The organism is Sphingomonas sp. LC-1 (genome assembly GCF_025371035.1).
Lineage (GTDB): Bacteria > Pseudomonadota > Alphaproteobacteria > Sphingomonadales > Sphingomonadaceae > Sphingomonas > Sphingomonas sanguinis_E.
On the sequence record NZ_JANZXB010000014.1, the window covers coordinates 57,185 to 74,422 of the forward strand.

Sequence of the window (17,238 nt, forward strand, 5' to 3'; positions counted from 1 at the left end):
CCGATCTTCCTCCCCTGCAAGGGGAGGTGGCAGGCCGCAGGCCTGACGGAGGGGTGTCACGCGTGGTGAGGTCGAACCACTTTCGCGACCGGGGACACCCCTCCACCAGCTTCGCTGGTTCCCCTCCCCTTGCAGGGGAGGAATGTTATACGAGCATCTCGCCATGTCAGATGGCGCAGAGGGACGGAGGGCGGGATCGCCCGCCTTTTGACGAGGACTAGGTGTGAACGAGACCCGGATCGCGGTGCTGCTGCCCTGCTATAACGAAGAGGCGGCGATTGCGCAGACCATCGCAGGGTTTCGGGAGGCGCTGCCGAACGCCGCCATCTATGTCTACGACAATAACAGCAAGGACCGCACGATCGAGGTCGCACGGGCGGCTGGCGCGATCGTCCGGTCGGAACGTATCCAGGGCAAGGGCGCGGTGGTGCGCCGCATGTTCGCCGATATCGACGCGGACATCTATGTCATGGCCGATGGCGACGCGACCTATGACGCGGCGTCCGCCCCCGATCTGGTGCGGCGCGTGGTCGAGGAACAGCTCGACATGGTGGTCGGGCAGCGGATCAGCGAGGCCGAGCTGGCCTATCGTCGCGGACACCGGTTCGGCAATGCGATGCTGACGGGAATGCTCGCCAAGCTGTTCGGGCGGAGTTTCACCGACATCCTCTCGGGCTACCGCGTCTTTTCGCGTCGCTTCGTCAAAAGCTTCCCCGTCCTGTCGGTTGGCTTCGAGATCGAGACCGAAATCAGCGTCCATGCGCTCGAACTCAAAATGCCCTGCGCCGAAATCGCGACGCCCTATTATGCGCGGCCCGAGGGGTCGGCGTCGAAGCTGAGCACCTATTCGGATGGCTGGCGCATCCTGCGTACCATCCTGAAGCTCTATCGGATCGAGCGGCCCATGTGGTTCTTCGGCGCGATCGCTGCGCTGTTCGCGGGCGTGGCGGTGCTGCTCGCGGTGCCGTTGATCCTGACCTATGTGGAGACGCATCAGGTGCCGCGCTTCCCGACCGCGATCCTGTCGACCGGGCTGATGCTGCTGGCCGGACTTAACCTGTTCACCGGGCTGATCCTCGATACGGTGGTGCGCGGGCGGCAGGAGGTGCGGCGGCTGGCCTATCTGGCGCTGCCCGCGCCCGGGATCGCGCGCTAATCCGATTTTCATTCCTGAAAGAGATAATCGCTGCACGGCAACATTGTTGGGGTGTCGCCGGGGCTTGAATATGCGCGGGCATCACGCGACATAGGGGCTCTTCTGGGCATAAGAGAGATTTCCATGCACAATCCGTTCGAGACCGGCGATTTCGCGAGCCCGCTGGCGCATGCCGGTGTGGGGCTTCGGCAGACGCAGGCCGGTCTGGTTCCGATCGTCATCGAACAGTCGAACCGCGGCGAACGGTCGTTCGATATTTTCAGCCGCCTGCTCCGCGAGCGCATCATCTTCGTCACCGGCGGTGTAGAGGACGGCATGGCCTCGCTGATCTGCGCGCAGCTGCTGTTCCTTGAATCGGAAAATCCGAAGAAGGACATCTATATGTACATCAACTCGCCGGGCGGTGTCGTCACGGCGGGCATGGCGATCCATGACACGATGCAGTATATCCGTCCGCGCGTCGGCACGCTGTGCATCGGCCAGGCCGCATCGATGGGCAGCTTCCTGCTGGCCGCCGGTGAACCGGGCATGCGCTTTGCGACGACGAACAGCCGCATCATGATCCACCAGCCTTCGGGCGGGGCGCAGGGCATGGCGGCCGATATCGAGATCCAGGCGCGCGAAATCCTGCGCATGCGGCATTTCCTGAACACGCTGTACGCCAAATATACCGGCAAGCCGCTGGAGGAAATCGAGCGTGCGATGGACCGCGACAAGTTCATGAGCTCCGAGGAAGCCAAGGAGTTCGGCTTGATCGATCAGGTGTTCGACAAGCGTCCGGTCCCGGCCGACGACGCGTCGGCCGCCGCATAAGGCGGGCCGTTCACTATGAACGGTTTATTTCGATTGTGACTTTATCGGGGTGCGGTACGATGCGCACCCCGGCAACGGTAGCGCACCGTTTGATGGGTGCGAGAGGTGATTGATGGACAAGGTGAGCGGTGGCAACTCGAAAAGCACCCTCTATTGCTCGTTCTGCGGCAAGTCGCAGCACGAGGTGCGCAAGCTGATCGCGGGGCCGACCGTCTTCATTTGCGACGAGTGCGTGGAGCTGTGCAACGACATCATCCGTGAGGAGACCAAGTCCGCTTTGGTGTCCAAGAAGGATGGTGGCGTGCCGACGCCGCAGGAAATCTGCAACGTGCTCGACGATTATGTCATCGGGCAGAAGCAGGCCAAGCGCGTCCTGTCGGTTGCGGTGCACAACCACTATAAGCGCCTGAACCACGGCGCGAAGGGCGCCGATGTCGAACTCGCCAAGTCGAACATCCTGCTCGTCGGCCCGACCGGCTGCGGCAAGACGTTGCTCGCGCAGACGCTGGCGCGCATCCTCGATGTGCCGTTCACCATGGCGGATGCGACGACGCTGACCGAGGCGGGCTATGTCGGCGAGGATGTCGAGAACATCATCCTCAAGCTGCTCCAGGCATCGGACTACAATGTCGAGCGGGCGCAGCGCGGCATCGTGTATATCGACGAAATCGACAAGATTAGCCGCAAGGCCGAGAATCCCTCGATTACCCGAGACGTGTCGGGCGAGGGCGTCCAGCAGGCGCTGCTCAAGCTGATGGAAGGCACGACCGCCAGCGTTCCGCCCCAGGGCGGCCGCAAGCATCCGCAGCAGGAATTCCTGCAGGTCGACACGACGAACATCCTGTTCATCTGCGGCGGCGCGTTCGCGGGTCTGGAAAAGATCATCGGCGACCGTCTGCAGGGCAAGTCGATCGGCTTCGGCGCCTATGTCGCGGCTCCCGAGGAGAAGCGGACTGGTGAATATCTGCGCCAGACCGAGCCCGAGGATCTGCTGAAGTTCGGCCTGATCCCCGAATTCGTCGGGCGCCTGCCGGTCATCGCGACGCTCGAGGACTTGGACATTGCGGCGCTGGTCAAGATTCTGTCCGAGCCGAAGAACGCACTGGTCAAGCAGTATCAGAAGCTGTTCGAGATGGAGAGCGTCGAACTCGACTTCACCGACGATGCGCTGACCACGGTCGCCAAGAAGGCGATCGAGCGCAAGACCGGCGCACGCGGGCTTCGCTCGATCCTGGAGGGCATCTTGCTCGACACCATGTTCGACCTGCCCGGCATGGACGGCGTCGACGAAGTGATGGTCGACAAGGACGTGGTCGAGGGCCGCAAGGAGCCGATCCGCGTCTATGCCGAAAAGGCGAAGAAGAAGGACGACGCGGCGGCCTGATCGCCAGCCGCACGACTGATGGTAGAAAGCGGGCGCTTCCGAAAGGAGCGCCCGTTTTTCCTGAGGGCGATGCAATGACCGTGATGCGCGATGCGGTGAGTGCGGACCGGGTGGCGGTGGCGCGGATGCTGGGCCGCGCTTTCGCCGACGATCCGGCCATGTCCTATATCTTTCCAGATCCGACCGACCGGGCAAGGCGCCTGCCGCGCCTGTTTGCGCTGCTGTTCGACAGCGATGCGGTCGGGATGCGGCTGGTGAGCGAAGAGGCGGATGCGGGAACCTTTTGGCGACCGCCCGGGCGGGCGCATGTGCCGACCATGGCCTTTGTCCGCCGGCTGATCCCCGTGCTGCACGCCCTGGGGCCATCGCTGCCCCGCGCGATGCGGCTGGGCGATGCGGTCGAAGCGCATTTTCCGGCCGGGCCCTTCTGGTATCTGCACATCGCGGGCGTCGATCCGGCGCAGCAGGGACGGGGGCTGGGCGGCGCGTCGATCCGCGCAGGGCTCGCCAGATGCGACGCGGACGGCGTGCCCGCCTATCTGGAGACCGCGACCGAGAGCAATGTCGGGCTCTACGCGCGGTTGGGGTTCGAGCTGACGGAGCAATGGTCGGTCCCGAAAGGCGGCCCACGCTTCTGGTCGATGATGCGGCCGGTCGGGGGAAAGTAAATTCGTCTCCGGTAAGCCTGCCTCATCGGGATAAGCTGTGTCATCCCGTTGAGGGCTTTGTTCCCAGGCCGACCTCGAGCGGCGCGACCGGCATTTGGTTGCGACGTCGCAATGATTTTCGTCCTGATCGGGAGCCAACAGGGCGGTTGGCGCATTGGCATGACAGGAATGTCATCATGCCATGACGAGGAGACCCGACCAGCCATGAGCGAACCCGACGCCATCGTCTCCCCCGGACAAAAGCGCGCATTGCTCCAGCGTCTGTTGATGCCCTGGTGGACCCTGGTGTTCCCGTTGCTGGGCCTGCTGGCCATCGCCGTGTCGCTCTACAAGATGGGGACGGTGGGGGTGGTCGTCGCGGCGATCATTCTGTTCGGCTGCGTGCTGTCGGCGGTGCATCAGGCCGAGGTCGTCGCCCACCGGGTCGGCGAGCCGTTCGGCACGCTCGTCCTGGCGGTCGCGGTGACGGTGATCGAGGTATCTCTGATCGTCAGTCTGATGCTGTCCGATGCCGGCGATGCCTCCAGCCTGGCGCGCGATACCGTGTTCGCGGCGATCATGATCATCCTCAACGGCATTGTCGGCCTCTGCCTGCTGGCGGGGGGCGTGCAGCATGGCGAGCAGCGCTTCTCGCTGCGGGGCGCCAGTTCGTCGCTGAACGTGCTGACCGCAATGGTCGTGCTGTCGCTGGTCCTGCCCAATTATGTCTCGTCCGCGCCGGGGCCGACCTATGCCACCTCGCAGCTGGTCTTCGTCGCGATCGTCAGCGTCATCCTCTACGGCACCTTCGTCATGGTGCAGACGGTGCGGCACCGCGACTATTTCCTGCCCGGGCATGAGGATCTGCCCGCCGACGCCCATGCCGAGCCGCCGACCAATGCGGCCGCCTGGGCGGCATTGGGGATGCTGCTGGTCGCGTTGGTCGGGGTGGTGCTGCTGGCCAAGGGGCTGTCGGGGATCGTCGAGGCGGCGATCCTGAACGCCGGGCTGCCGCTCGCCATCGTCGGCGTGGTGATCGCGGCGCTGGTCCTCGCACCCGAAAGCCTGGCGGCCTATCGGGCGGCCAAGCGGAACCGGTTGCAGACCAGCCTCAACCTCGCGCTGGGCTCGGCGTTGGCGACGATCGGGCTGACCATTCCGGCGGTGGCGATCGTCTCGCTGATGCTGGGCCTCCCGCTCGCGCTGGGGATCGGGGCCAAGCAGATGATCCTGCTGGTGCTGTCGTTGTTCACCATCACCCTGACGCTGGGCAATGGCCGGACCACCGTGCTGGGCGGCGCGGTGCATCTGGTGATCTTCGCGGCCTATCTGTTCGTGACGGTGGTGCCCTAAGTCGGGCCCTCACATCCGTTGGGCCTGGGCGAAGTCGAAGGCCAAGGTAATTTGGTCGGACCGGGCGCGCCTGGAACTGCATTCGGTCCGTGGCCTTCGACTTCGCTCAGGCTGAACGGAGCGGGTGTTTAGTTCGACTTTTTCTTGGCCGCCTGTTCCGCCTTCCACGCGCGGAACTGTTCGATCGCGACCGAGCGTTTCAGAATCTTCGCCCAGGGATCGACCACGACGTGTGCGTCTTCGGGAATGGTCAAGGTGCCCGTGCCGTCCGTCATCGGCAACGTCTCGACCCTATCGCCCACCTGCACATCGACCGGCATCGGGAAGGGCCCGCCGCCCGGTACCTTCCATGTCAGGGTCAGCTGATCGCCGCTGCGCGTCTCGACGATCTCGGGCAGCGCCGCCTGGCGCAGATAGACGTTGAAGAACCAGCCATAATCCTTGCCCGTCACCTGCCGGACAAAGCCCTCATATTCCTTGGTCGAGCCATAGCGCGGCGTGAAATTCCCCGGCTTCGGATCGGTGCGACCATAGACGGCAAGTCGCGTCACATCCCAAAAGGCCTTGTCGCCGATCAGGTTGCGTAGGGTGTGGAGCATCCACGACCCCTTCATATAGATGTCGAGACCGGGGCCGCCCTTGGCGTCCTCATAGACGTCCTGCTCGGTCATGCTGCGATCATGGACGATGGGCGACTTGTTCGCGATCTGGCCGCGCTGCGTATCCATCATCACCGCATAGCGCGCCTCGCCCTCGCGCCAGCGGCCATAGCTGGGCTGCATGTAACTGCCATAGCCCTCGTGCAGCCAGAAATCGTCCCAGTCGACATTGGTCAGCTGGTTGCCGAACCATTCATGGCTGAACTCATGCTGGAACAGCCAGTCGAAGCCCTCGGGCGCCTTGGCATATTCATTGCCATAGGCGTTGATCGTCTGGTGCTCCATGCCCTTGTGCGGGGTTTCGACCACGCCCAGCTTCTCGTCGCCGAAGGGGAAGGGGCCGACCGTCGATTCGAAGAAATCCAGCGTCGGCGCGAACTCGGCGAACAGGCCTTCGGCCTTCTGCTTCTCGCCGGGCAGATACCAGTAGAACATCGGGATCGTATTGCCGAAGCGGCTCTTGTACGAACCCTCGACCACCTCATAGGGGCCGACGTTCAGCGCGATGGCATAGGTGTTGGGATGCTTGGTCCGCCAGTTCCAGCGGGTGCGGCCGTCGGGCAGCGTATCGACGCCCAGCAGCACGCCGTTGGAGGGGGCCTTCAACCCCTTGGGCACGGTGATGTGGAGCGTGACGACCCCCGGCTCGCCCATCGGATAGTCGAGGCAGGGCCAGAACAGGTCGCAGCCATAACCCTGTGCGGTCGTCGCGAACCAGGGGCGGCCGTCCGGTGTTTTGGCCCAGACCACGCCCGTGTCCCAGGGCGCGCGCACCGCGACATGCGGAGTGCCGCCATAGGTGATCTTCGCGCTAACCTTCTGACCGGCACGCAGCGCGCGGGGCAGGGTGATGACGAGTTGTCCTTCCGGATTGGACCATTGGCCGGGCTTCAACGATTTGCCGTTGATCGCGATCGCCTGGACCGGCAGATTCTTGTCCAGATCGATCACCAGCCGGGCAAGCGGCGCCTTGGCGGTAAAGCCCAGCACCGCAATGCCGTTCAATTCTTCCGTATCGGGCAGAACCTCGAACGAAAGGTCCGCGCTGTCGAAGCGCATGGCCAGCTGTTCGGGGGGACGCACGCCGCCCGACACCATGGTCTGTGCGGTCAGCGGGGGCTCCCCCTTGGCCGGAAGGGCCTTCGCGGTTTGCGCTGCGAGCGGGGCGGCGGAGAGAAGCGAGGAGGCGAGCAGCGCAGCAGCGCAGTTCCGTATACGATCCATGGCACATGGTGTCGCCCAAGCGGACCGGCTTGGCAAGCGGCGCGCACATCGCCTTATCGCACGGACGATTGATGGATCGGCAACCCTCCCCATATATAGTGACGAACGGGCCCCGTTGGGGGCCGACCGGAGTTTGCATGAACCAGTCCTATCCCGTCCTTCCGCTGCGTGACATCGTCGTCTTCCCGCACATGATCGTGCCCCTGTTCGTCGGCCGCGACAAATCGGTCGCGGCGCTGGAAGCGGCCATGGCGGCGGACAAGGAGATTTTCCTGGTCGCCCAGCTCGACCCCGCCGAAGACGCCCCCTCGCGCGAGGATCTTTACGAGATCGGCGTCACCGCCACCGTTCTTCAACTGCTCAAGCTGCCCGACGGCACGGTTCGCGTGCTGGTCGAGGGCAAGACGCGCGGGCGTCTCGACCAGCTCGATGAATCGGGTGCCTTCCTGACCGCGACGATCGACGCGGCCCAGGTCGAGGGCGATGACGACGCGCTCGAAGAGCAGGATCACGACGTCAAGGCGCAGATCGCCGCGCTGATGCGCTCGGTGGTCGATCAGTTCGAGAATTACGCCAAGCTCAACCGCAAGCTGCCCGCCGAGACGGCGGTGCAGCTGGCGGAGATCGAGGATGCCTCGCAACTGGCCGATGCGGTCGCCGCGAACATCTCGGTCAAGGTCGCGGACAAGCAAGCGCTTTTGGTGGAAACCGATCCGGCCAAGCGGCTGGAGATGGCGTACGCCCTGATGGAGGGCGAGCTCGGCGTCCTGCAGGTCGAGAAGAAGATCAAGAGCCGCGTCAAGCGCCAGATGGAGAAGACGCAGCGCGAATATTATCTCAACGAACAGCTCAAGGCGATCCAGCGCGAGCTGGGCAATGAGAGCGAGGACGGCGACGGCGACGAGATCGCCGAGCTGACCCAGAAGATCGCGACGCTCAAGCTGTCCAAGGAAGCGCGCACCAAGGCGACCGCCGAGCTGAAGAAGCTGAAGACCATGGCGCCGATGAGCGCCGAGGCGACCGTCGTGCGCAACTATCTCGACGTGCTGCTGGGCCTGCCCTGGGGCAAGAAGTCCAAGGTCAAGAAAGACATCGCGGCGGCGCAGGCGATCCTCGACCAGGATCATTATGCGCTGGAGAAGGTGAAGGACCGGATCGTCGAATATCTCGGCGTGCAGGCGCGCACCAACAAGCTGAAGGGGCCGATCCTGTGCCTCGTCGGCCCGCCGGGCGTCGGCAAGACCTCGCTGGGCCAGTCGATCGCCAAGGCGTGCGGGCGCGAGTTCATCCGCCAGTCGCTGGGCGGCGTGCGCGACGAGGCCGAGATTCGTGGCCACCGCCGGACGTACATTGGCTCGCTGCCGGGCAAGATCGTGACCAACCTGAAAAAGGCCGGCACGTCCAACCCGCTTTTCCTGCTCGATGAGATCGACAAGCTGGGCCAGGACTTCCGCGGCGACCCCGCCTCGGCGCTGCTGGAGGTGCTTGACCCCGAACAGAACGCCAAGTTCAACGATCACTATCTGGAGATCGACATCGATCTGTCGGACGTGATGTTCGTGTGCACCGCGAACACGCTGAACCTGCCGCAGCCTTTGCTCGACCGCATGGAGATCATCCGTCTGGAGGGCTATACCGAGGACGAGAAGGTCGAGATCGCCGAGCGCCATCTGGTTGCCAAGCAGGTCGAGAGCCATGGCCTGAAAGACGGCGAGTTCACGCTGACCCAGGAAGGGCTGCGGGCGCTCATCCAACGCTACACCCGCGAGGCGGGCGTGCGCACGCTGGAGCGTGAGATTGCGCGTCTCGCTCGCAAGGCGCTGCGCCAGATCCTGGAGGGCAAGGCGACGTCGGTGTCGATCACGCCTGAGAACCTCCACGAGTTCGCGGGCGTGCAGAAGTATCGCCACGGCCTGTCCGAACAGGAGGACCAGATCGGTGCGGTCACGGGCCTCGCCTGGACCGAGGTGGGCGGCGAGCTGCTGACCATCGAATCGGTGACCGTGCCGGGCAAGGGGCAGGTGAAGACTACCGGCAAGCTGGGCGACGTGATGAAGGAATCGGTCCAGGCCGCCTTCAGCTTCGTCCAGGCGCGCAGCCCGAGCTTCGGGATCAAGCCGTCGCTGTTCCACCGCAAGGATATCCATATCCACCTGCCCGAGGGCGCTGTGCCCAAGGATGGTCCGTCGGCGGGTATCGGCCTGGTCACCTCGATCGTCTCGACGCTGACCGGGATTGCGGTGCGCAAGGATGTCGCGATGACCGGGGAGGTCACGCTGCGCGGTCGCGTGCTGCCGATCGGCGGCCTGAAGGAAAAGCTGCTCGCGGCGTTGCGGGGCGGTATCACCACCGTCCTCATCCCGCAGGAGAATGAGAAGGATCTGGCGGATATTCCCGCCAATATCCGCGAGGGGTTGAAGATCGTGCCGGTTTCCCATGTCGACGAGGTGCTTCGCCTCGCACTGGTGGGGCCGCTGGAGGCGATCGACTGGACGGATGCGGACGAACTCGCCGCACTGCCGCCCGCCGCCATCCCGGCGGTCGCAGGGGGCGAACGCCACCATTGATCATCGCAAGGGCAGGGCCATTCGCCGAAAGGCGGGTGGCCCTGTTCGCTTTTGTCACGCCATTGTCGCGGATCGACGCTTAGGCGGACGTCCGCGCCGCCTGCGACAACAGTTTGACAGCCGGCACAACAACGGCATTATTGATCCTTTAAGGTTTGAGCGGCAACCGAGTCCGCCTGACTAATCATTGAGATCATAGGGGGTTATGGAATGAACAAGCAGGAGCTGATCGCTACCGTCGCCGATTCCTCGGGCCTCGCGCGCGGTGATGCGATCAAGGCGGTCGATGCCGTATTCGAATCGATCACCGCCGCGCTCAAAAAGGGTGACGAAGTTCGCCTGGTCGGATTCGGCACCTTTTCGGTTTCCAAGCGCAAAGCCTCGACCGGGCGTAACCCGCGCACCGGCGAGCCGATGACCATCAAGGCGTCGTCGCAGCCCAAGTTCAAGCCGGGCAAGCTCTTGAAGGACTCGGTCAACTAATCCGGATTTTTTGGGCTGGACAGGCGGCGGATCGCCGCCTAAAGGCCCGTCTCCCGGTTACGGGCGCGTAGCTCAGCGGTAGAGCACACCCTTCACACGGGTGGGGTCACAGGTTCAATCCCTGTCGCGCCCACCATTCTTTCCCCAAACCTCGCGGTCCGGAAAGAATGGCGGTCAGCCTGAACGGTCAGGCTTTCTCCCCCTTCTGGCGGCTATTCGGCAAGATTCGGCAATGCGCTGTCGGATGCCCGACCATTTGCCGTGCCTTTGGTGGCCTCTCCCTATGCTGACCGTCAAAGGGGACTGTCATGCAGCAGGGGCATCGCAGCGTCTGCCCCGATCATCCGGCCTTTGCCACTGCCATGGCGTTCCAGCCGATCATGGATGGCGAAACCGAACGGCCCATCGCCCATCAGGCGCTGGTGCGGGGCGGCAAGGGCGAAGGCGCACGCGACTCCTTGCGCGGATCAGCCCAAAGGACCGCTATAATTTCGACCAGCGATGCCGCGTCGCCGCGATTTAGAGCGCCGTGGCCGCGGGACGGTTCGCATCCGATACGTGGTTGTCGATCAATTTCTTTCCCGACACCGTTTACTCGCCACTGGCCTGCCTGGAGCCGGTTCTCGACGCCGCGTGGTGGCTGAATCAGCGGCCCGCCCCCATATCCCCCGCCAGATAGCGGGCGATGGGATCGATCATATCCTTTGGAATACGCCGTGCGATGACGGGCATGGTCGCGTGGCTCTTGCGCGCATCGACGACATTCTTGTCACCCTGCCAATGGCGTAGGCGCTCGGCGATATAGCTGGCCCGCTGCCCCGCCAGGACGGGATAGGGCTTGCCGGGCGTGTGGCAGCTGACACAGGCGGGAAGCTGCTTGTCGGGCAGTCCGCGCTCGACGATCCGTGCCGCCGCAGAATTTCCTGCCGGTTTCGCACCCAGCCCGGGCATCGCGGCAAAGCGGCGTGCCGCGGCCTCCATGGCGGCGGGCTCCATCCGCATCGCAACCTGCTGCATGACCGCGCTCGACCGTGTGCCGTTGGCATAGCCCTTCAGCGCGGCGAGCAGATATTCAGGGCTCTGGCCGCCCAGGATCGGAATGTCGGGCGTGCCGCGACCCCGGCCATCGGTGCCGTGACACCCGGTGCAATTGTCCGGATCGACGGCGGGAGAGGCTTCGGCGACCAGCGTGCGATACTGGGCAGGCGTCATGCCCGGCAGGCGACGGACGAACGCGACCATGCGGCGCACCTCGTCAGGACGGTCCTGCACGGCCCAGGCGGGCATGCCGGTATATTTGACGCCGTGCTGGAGGATCCAGAAAAGTTGCTTGTCGCTCCATTCGCGCGCGTTGATCGCCAGGTCGGGCGCGGGCGGCGTGGCGGCTTGCATCACAGGGGCAGGTTTCTGCCCCGGCGCGCCGTGACAGACCGCGCAGCTATTGGCGAAATGGCCCGCCGCGCTGACCAGTCCGCTGGCGTCGGCGGGGTCCTTGGGCGCGGTGAGGGCGGCATGGGTGCGTACCGAGTTGCGCATCGCCCAGTGGAGGAACCAGTCGGTGATCGCCCAATGTCCGCTCGATGCGGCGAGGCTGATGACGCCCGACCAGGCGAGCGCCATGCCCAGCGCGGCCAGGCCTAGGATCGTCGCGATCACGCGTTTCCAGGTGATGCGGATCGTCATGCGCGCGCCTCCGGTCGGGATTGGAGCAGGCGGCCCAGCATCCCCAGCCCACCGCACAGATAGGCGATGCCGCCGACCAGCAGCATGACGACGCCCGCGATCTGCTGGTCCTGCATCGCGCCCGCGCCGTGATGGCTGTACAGCGGGCGGGGGGCGAGGCCAATCAGCGCACCCAGCAGGGTCATATGCATCGACGTGACCAGCAGGGCGGCGATGCCGGCGGCGCGATGCTGCGGCGCGAGCACCGCCGACCACAGCAGCAGTCCGGCCGCCAGGAAGCTGGCCTGTTCGGCGATCAGCCATAAGGGGGCGTGATCCGCGAGCCGCCGCAGTGCCGGGACATGCCAACCCCAGACGATCACCGCCTCGACCAGGGCGGCGACCAGCGGCGTGGCGAGGCGCGGCCATCGGCGCGCGGGATCGATTGGACTGCCCTGTATCCCCAGCGCAAGAAGCGGAGCGGCTATCGCCACCGCGATCATATGCGCGACCATATGCCCGGTCATGCCCTGCCCGCTCAACGTCCAGCCGAATGCGAGCAGGGCAAGGCCCGCGACCGGATAGACCCGTGTCATCGGCAATCGCTCAGCATCAGGACAGGCATGGCGGTGAACAGCACCGCGACGAAGCTCAGTCCGGCGAGAAGAAGGGTCGAATAGGCGATGAAGCGCAGCCGATCGACATCGGTGCCTTCGTTGTGCGGCGGCGGGTCGCCGGGAGTGCGCGACTGCTGCCAAGCGATCACGCCCGAGGCGACGATGACGAGCAGGGCGATGACGGTGGCGATCGCGAACACCGTCGGGAACCGGGCCCATTCGCCGATCTTGGCGCAGGATATGGCGGCCCAAAGGTAGGACAGCAGGAAATGCGCCGCCCAGACGGTCGGCGGCACGATCAGCGTCCATAGGGTGACGCGCAGCCGATGCGCGCGTTTCAGCAGGCGCCTCACAGCCCCGTCTCCGGAAACAGCCCGATCGTCAGATAGGTGACGATGGCGGTCAATGCGAAGAAATGCGCATAGACGGTGATATTGCGAATGTCCGCGTCATGGGTCGGCGTCATCCGCCCCGCAAGGCTGCGGGCCAGCGTGTAAAGCTGCATGATCGCGGCGATCGCGGCATGGACGATGGTCCAGACGACCAGCACCCAGACGATGGCGGGGTAGACGTTCGCCTCCGGGTCCAGCCCTTCCAGGCAGGCAAGCCCGGCGAACAGGCTGGCGATCGCCATGGTCGCCCCGACGATCAGCAGCGCGCGGGCGATCAGGATCCCGCCACGATGATGGACCTCGCGCGCCGCCAGCGTCGCGGCCCAACTCGCCAGCGACAGGGCGAGCGCGAAGAGCGGGCCGCTACTGCCCGGCCCGTCGAACCCGGCACCGAAATCGGGATGGATCGTCCAATAGAAGTAATAGCCGAAGACGAGGCCGGAAAAGGCGGTGGCATCCGCCATCATGGTGATGAACATCGCCCACCATCCCGGTGCGGCGGGCCCGGAGATGTAAAGGGGCATGCGCATCCCGTGGCCGATCGGCTTTTCGGGCTTTTCGGGGATTTCGGCGGTGTCCCACAGCCACCAGAGGATGCAGGCCAGCGTCACCACGCCAAACAACGCCGAAACCAGATACAGATGATAGGTGGTCAGGATGAAAACGCCGCCTAAGGCCACGGCGGTCATCATCGGCTTAACGCTGGGCGTGCCCAGTCGGATGACCGACACGGGCTTGGCATCGAGGACCGAGGTGATGATCGTCTCGCGCCGGCCTTCTTCGGCATCGGGCAGGAAGAAGCGACCCTCATCGACCTTGGCCACGAAATTCTTCTGGTCCCAGATCGGATAGCGGCTTTCGACCAGCGGGACCGATCGAATGCCCCAATCCTCGTCATCGGGATGGGCCAGCCATTCGAGCGTCCCGGCATTCCACGGATTGCGCGGTGCCTTGGCGCGGGTGGGGGACAAGGCCAAGTCGACGACCAGCACCGCCACCCCCGCCGCGAACAGATAGGAACCAGCGGTCGAGGCGAGATTGAGCCAGCCGATGCCGAGTTCCTCAGGGTAGGTGAAGACGCGGCGCGGCATGCCTTCCAGACCCGACAGATGCATTGGGAAGAAGGTGAGGTTGACCCCGACGAACATGATCCAGAAGGCGGTGCGTCCCATCCGGTCGGACAGTTTCTTGCCGGTGATCAGCGGCCAGTAATAATAAAGCCCGCCGAACAGGGGCAGCAGCGTGCCGCCGATCAGCACGTAATGCAGGTGCGCGACGATGAAATAGGTGTCGTGCGCCTGCCAGTCGAACGGTGCGACCGCGACCATCACCCCGGTCAGACCACCGATGACGAAGATGGCGAGGCTTCCCGATGCATAGAGCAAGGGCGTCGACCACTTCACCTTGCCCGCCCAGAGGGTGGCGATGAAGGCGAATATCTGTACGCCGGTCGGGATGGCGACGGCTTCGGAGGCGGCGGAGAAGAAGGCCAGGCTGATCTTCGGCAGGCCGGTCGCGAACATGTGGTGGACCCACAGGCCGAAGGACAGAAAGGCGGTGCCGACCGCCGCCAGCACGATCCACGGATAGCCCAGCAGATGCCGCTGCGCGAAGGTCGGGATCAGCATCGCGAACAGCGCGATGGAGGGCAGGAAGACGATATAGACTTCGGGATGGCCGAAGATCCAGAAAAGGTGCTGCCAGAGCAGCGGATCGCCTCCGCGTGCGGCGTCGAAGAAGGGCCAGTTGAGCAGCCGCTCCATCTCGAACAACAGATCGCCCGCGATCAACGGCGGGAAGGCGAACAGGATCATCACCGCCACGACCAGGATATACCAGGCATAAAGCGGCATCAGGTTGAGTCGCATCCCCGGCGGACGGCATTTGAGCACACCGACGATCAGCTCGACGGCGGCGGCGACCGACGACACTTCGATGAAGGACAGGCCCAGCATCCAGATGTCTGCACCCAGCCCCGACAGATCGGTGCGGGTGGTCAGTGGAGGATACATGAACCAGCCGCCATCGGGTGCGGCGTTGAAGAAGATCGATCCGCCGACGAAGACTCCGCCGAGCAGGAAGCTCCAATAGCCGAACGCCGACAGACGCGGGAAGGGCAGGTCGCGCGCGCCCAGAAGCTGGGGCAGGAGGATGATCGACACCGCCTCGAACATCGGCACGGCGAACAGGAACATCATCATCGAGCCGTGGAGCGTGAACAGCTGGTTGAAGGTGTTCGCCGAGACCAGATCATTGTCCGGCACCGCCAGCTGCGTGCGCATGATCAACGCCAATATCCCTGCGAACAGCATGAAGCCGAACGCGGTCAGCGTGTACCACACACCGACCCGGTTGTTGTTGACGTCGGTCCAGCGGAGGAACAGCCCGCTGGGCGGCTTCCATACGGCGCGAAGGCGTTCTTCCTGCGCGGCGCGAAGCTGGGGATCGTCCTGGGCGTGGAGGCTCATTTCAGGCCCTGCAGATAGCGGGCGAGGGCCACGGCCTCGTCATCCGACAATTGGGGAAAGGAGGGCATGCGGACGCCCGGCTTGGCCTTTTCGGGATGGCGAATGAAGGCGACGACATTGGCCTCCGTCATCGGCAGGATGCCCGCCGCCAGCGTCCGGCGCGATCCGAAATGGGTCAGGTCGGGGCCGATCCGGCTGGGCGGGGTCATCCCGGCAATGGCATGGCACCCGGCGCAGCCATTTTCCGCGAACAGCCGCGCCCCGGCCGAAGCGTCGGTGCGGGCGGGCAGGGCCTGTTGCGCCAGCCAGGCGTCGAAGGCGGCGGGCGGCATGGCGATGACGTCGAACGCCATCAGCGCATGGGAAAGACCGCAAAACTCCGCGCACTGCCCGCGATAGCGACCGGGCTTTTCAGCGCGGACGACCAAGCTGTTGGTGCGGCCGGGGATCATGTCCATCTTGCCCGCCAGCCCCGGAATCCAGAAACTGTGCACCACATCGCCTGCGCTCAGCGCGAAGGCGACGGTCCGGCCGGTGGGGATGCGAATTTCGTTGGCGCCTAGAACGGGTGGGCGTCCCGGCGGGCGATAGGTGACGCGCCACCAGAATTGCTCGCCATCGACCGCGATCTTCAGGTCGGCGGGCGCGACCGGGCGGGGGCGCATATAGGGCAGCGAATAGGCAAGCAGCGCCAGCAACAGGATTGCCGGAATGACCCCGCCCAGCCACAGGACGACGCGCATGCCCTTTTCATGTCCGATCGCACCTTCGGGCGAGCGCACCGCATGGCGCATCAGCAACGCAACCGTTCCCGCGATCACCACCGCGCCGACCAGCATGACGACGAAAAGATGACGAATATCGGCTGCGTCCGCCCCGAATGGGGCCAAGGTCGACTGATGCGTGTTGCACCCCGCCAACAAAGCGGCCGTCCCGACTATGATGGCGATGCTGATCCCCCGCATGGCCACCAAACGTTTTCATAGCGAAATGGTTCATGTTTGCGTCATCTTAAATTCATGTTGAGCGGGGGCGCCCTATTCCGCGTCGTTGCGCCGCCACACCTCCCCGGCGAGGATCGTCGCGAACCCCAGCCAAGCGGCGAGTGGCAGGACGCTGACGGCGGCGGGGCGATCGACTTTCTACGCGGTCGCTGCCAAGGCGGCGGTGCCGACCGTCATGGCCCCCGCTGCGGCCGTGCTGGCACCGGTCCGCCGTTCGCGAAAGAACAACTCGGTCCACCCCCCGATCATCGCGCTATTGCCCAGCCACAAGGCGATCGCCGCATCGCGTCGCGGCGACGATGGCTGGCGAAGCAGGCGATAACCGCCGACCGCTGCCAGACTTTCCAGCACCGGCCAGACCGCTCCGAACAGCCTGTCCGGCGGCGTGAAGCCCGGCTTGTCCAGCCGCTTGTACCAATGCCGGATGCGCGGGTGCGACGGATCGGGCGCGTTGCGCCGCCCTACCAGAGCGCTGACACCCAACAAGGCCACGGCGACGCCGCCGGCGACGAAAGGCGACATTCTGGTTTCAGGCGGAATTATGGTATAATTATTCAGGATATATATAGTACTTTCAATGACCTATGCCCTGAACTTGGCAACGATTCCATTAAAAACGTCCAATCCCTTTCGATGTTTGGGAGCCTCATAGGAAAAAAGGCGGATGACAAAATCGATTTATTAGGGTCAGGACTCGTTGATCACAGCCAGAAGATGACGGTGGCAGCGAGGGTGATGGCGGAAAAGAAGGCGGTAGGGCAGCGATCGTATCGGGTTGCGACGCGGCGCCAGTCCTTGAGGCGACCGAA

The 17,238-nt window shown here is 64.5% G+C and carries 15 protein-coding genes, 1 tRNA gene and 1 pseudogene; 9 read left to right on the top strand and 8 right to left on the bottom strand.

The annotated features are described in order from the left end of the window. Nucleotides 1-223 precede the first annotated feature (223 nt). From NZL82_RS17230 to NZL82_RS17250, 5 genes are all read left to right on the top strand, one after another. On the top strand, nt 224-1,156 hold the full coding sequence (locus tag NZL82_RS17230; protein WP_261270982.1) for a glycosyltransferase family 2 protein: 933 nt from the start codon (nt 224-226) through the stop codon (nt 1,154-1,156). A 123-nt stretch (nt 1,157-1,279) separates the two neighbouring features. Further along, nucleotides 1,280-1,969: an ATP-dependent Clp endopeptidase proteolytic subunit ClpP gene (gene clpP, locus NZL82_RS17235; protein WP_261270983.1), complete on the top strand. Its 690-nt coding sequence runs from the start codon at nt 1,280-1,282 to the stop codon at nt 1,967-1,969. Between the two features lie 112 nt (nt 1,970-2,081). Continuing rightward, complete coding sequence (clpX, locus tag NZL82_RS17240; RefSeq protein ID WP_219020393.1) at nt 2,082-3,353, top strand: ATP-dependent Clp protease ATP-binding subunit ClpX; 1,272 nt, start codon at nt 2,082-2,084, stop codon at nt 3,351-3,353. 74 nt (nt 3,354-3,427) lie between these two features. After that, nucleotides 3,428-4,021 (top strand): GNAT family N-acetyltransferase, encoded by a 594-nt coding sequence (locus NZL82_RS17245; RefSeq protein ID WP_261270984.1) that lies wholly within the window; start codon nt 3,428-3,430, stop codon nt 4,019-4,021. Nucleotides 4,022-4,225: 204 nt separating this feature from the next. Further along, nucleotides 4,226-5,353, top strand: a complete 1,128-nt coding sequence (locus NZL82_RS17250) for a calcium:proton antiporter (RefSeq protein ID WP_261270985.1) — start codon at nt 4,226-4,228, stop codon at nt 5,351-5,353. A 128-nt stretch (nt 5,354-5,481) separates the two neighbouring features. Here NZL82_RS17250 and NZL82_RS17255 read toward each other — a convergent pair whose 3' ends face one another. Continuing rightward, nucleotides 5,482-7,236: a M1 family metallopeptidase gene (locus NZL82_RS17255; protein WP_261270986.1), complete on the bottom strand. Its 1,755-nt coding sequence runs from the start codon at nt 7,234-7,236 to the stop codon at nt 5,482-5,484. A 137-nt stretch (nt 7,237-7,373) separates the two neighbouring features. Here NZL82_RS17255 and lon point away from each other — a divergent pair, with 137 nt between their 5' ends. The 4 genes from lon to NZL82_RS17275 all read left to right on the top strand — a co-directional run bounded on the left by lon (nt 7,374) and on the right by NZL82_RS17275 (nt 10,930). Beyond that, the gene (lon, locus tag NZL82_RS17260) at nt 7,374-9,803 is read left to right on the top strand and encodes an endopeptidase La (RefSeq protein ID WP_261270987.1); all 2,430 of its coding nucleotides are present in this window, start codon (nt 7,374-7,376) and stop codon (nt 9,801-9,803) included. Between the two features lie 210 nt (nt 9,804-10,013). Continuing rightward, nucleotides 10,014-10,286: an HU family DNA-binding protein gene (locus NZL82_RS17265; RefSeq protein ID WP_261270988.1), complete on the top strand. Its 273-nt coding sequence runs from the start codon at nt 10,014-10,016 to the stop codon at nt 10,284-10,286. Nucleotides 10,287-10,347: 61 nt separating this feature from the next. After that, nucleotides 10,348-10,422 (top strand) — tRNA-Val (locus NZL82_RS17270). A 172-nt stretch (nt 10,423-10,594) separates the two neighbouring features. Then, nucleotides 10,595-10,930, top strand: coding sequence for a hypothetical protein (locus tag NZL82_RS17275; RefSeq protein WP_261270989.1), 336 nt, complete (start codon nt 10,595-10,597; stop codon nt 10,928-10,930). A 1-nt stretch (nt 10,931) separates the two neighbouring features. Here NZL82_RS17275 and NZL82_RS17280 read toward each other — a convergent pair whose 3' ends face one another. The 7 genes and pseudogenes from NZL82_RS17280 to NZL82_RS17310 form a co-directional block, all read right to left on the bottom strand. Beyond that, nucleotides 10,932-11,969 carry a c-type cytochrome gene (locus NZL82_RS17280; protein ID WP_261270990.1) on the bottom strand — a complete coding sequence of 346 codons (1,038 nt, stop codon included), beginning with the start codon at nt 11,967-11,969 and terminating at the stop codon, nt 10,932-10,934. Then, nucleotides 11,966-12,544, bottom strand: a complete 579-nt coding sequence (locus tag NZL82_RS17285) for a cytochrome c oxidase assembly protein (protein ID WP_261270991.1) — start codon at nt 12,542-12,544, stop codon at nt 11,966-11,968. The genes NZL82_RS17280 and NZL82_RS17285 overlap by 4 nt, the downstream gene beginning before the upstream one ends. Beyond that, nucleotides 12,541-12,918, bottom strand: a complete 378-nt coding sequence (locus NZL82_RS17290; RefSeq protein ID WP_261270992.1) for a hypothetical protein — start codon at nt 12,916-12,918, stop codon at nt 12,541-12,543. The genes NZL82_RS17285 and NZL82_RS17290 overlap by 4 nt, the downstream gene beginning before the upstream one ends. Continuing rightward, on the bottom strand, nt 12,915-15,425 hold the full coding sequence (ctaD, locus tag NZL82_RS17295) for a cytochrome c oxidase subunit I (RefSeq protein WP_261270993.1): 2,511 nt from the start codon (nt 15,423-15,425) through the stop codon (nt 12,915-12,917). Before ctaD ends, NZL82_RS17290 begins: the two co-directional genes overlap by 4 nt. Beyond that, a complete protein-coding gene (coxB, locus tag NZL82_RS17300) occupies nt 15,422-16,390 on the bottom strand; it encodes a cytochrome c oxidase subunit II (protein ID WP_261270994.1) in 969 nt (322 codons plus the stop codon). The genes ctaD and coxB overlap by 4 nt, the downstream gene beginning before the upstream one ends. Before the next feature lie 177 nt (nt 16,391-16,567). Then, a complete protein-coding gene (locus NZL82_RS17305; RefSeq protein ID WP_261270995.1) occupies nt 16,568-16,951 on the bottom strand; it encodes a TspO/MBR family protein in 384 nt (127 codons plus the stop codon). Nucleotides 16,952-17,130: 179 nt separating this feature from the next. Continuing rightward, nucleotides 17,131-17,238, bottom strand: a pseudogene (locus NZL82_RS17310) (IS5/IS1182 family transposase); the annotation flags it as partial.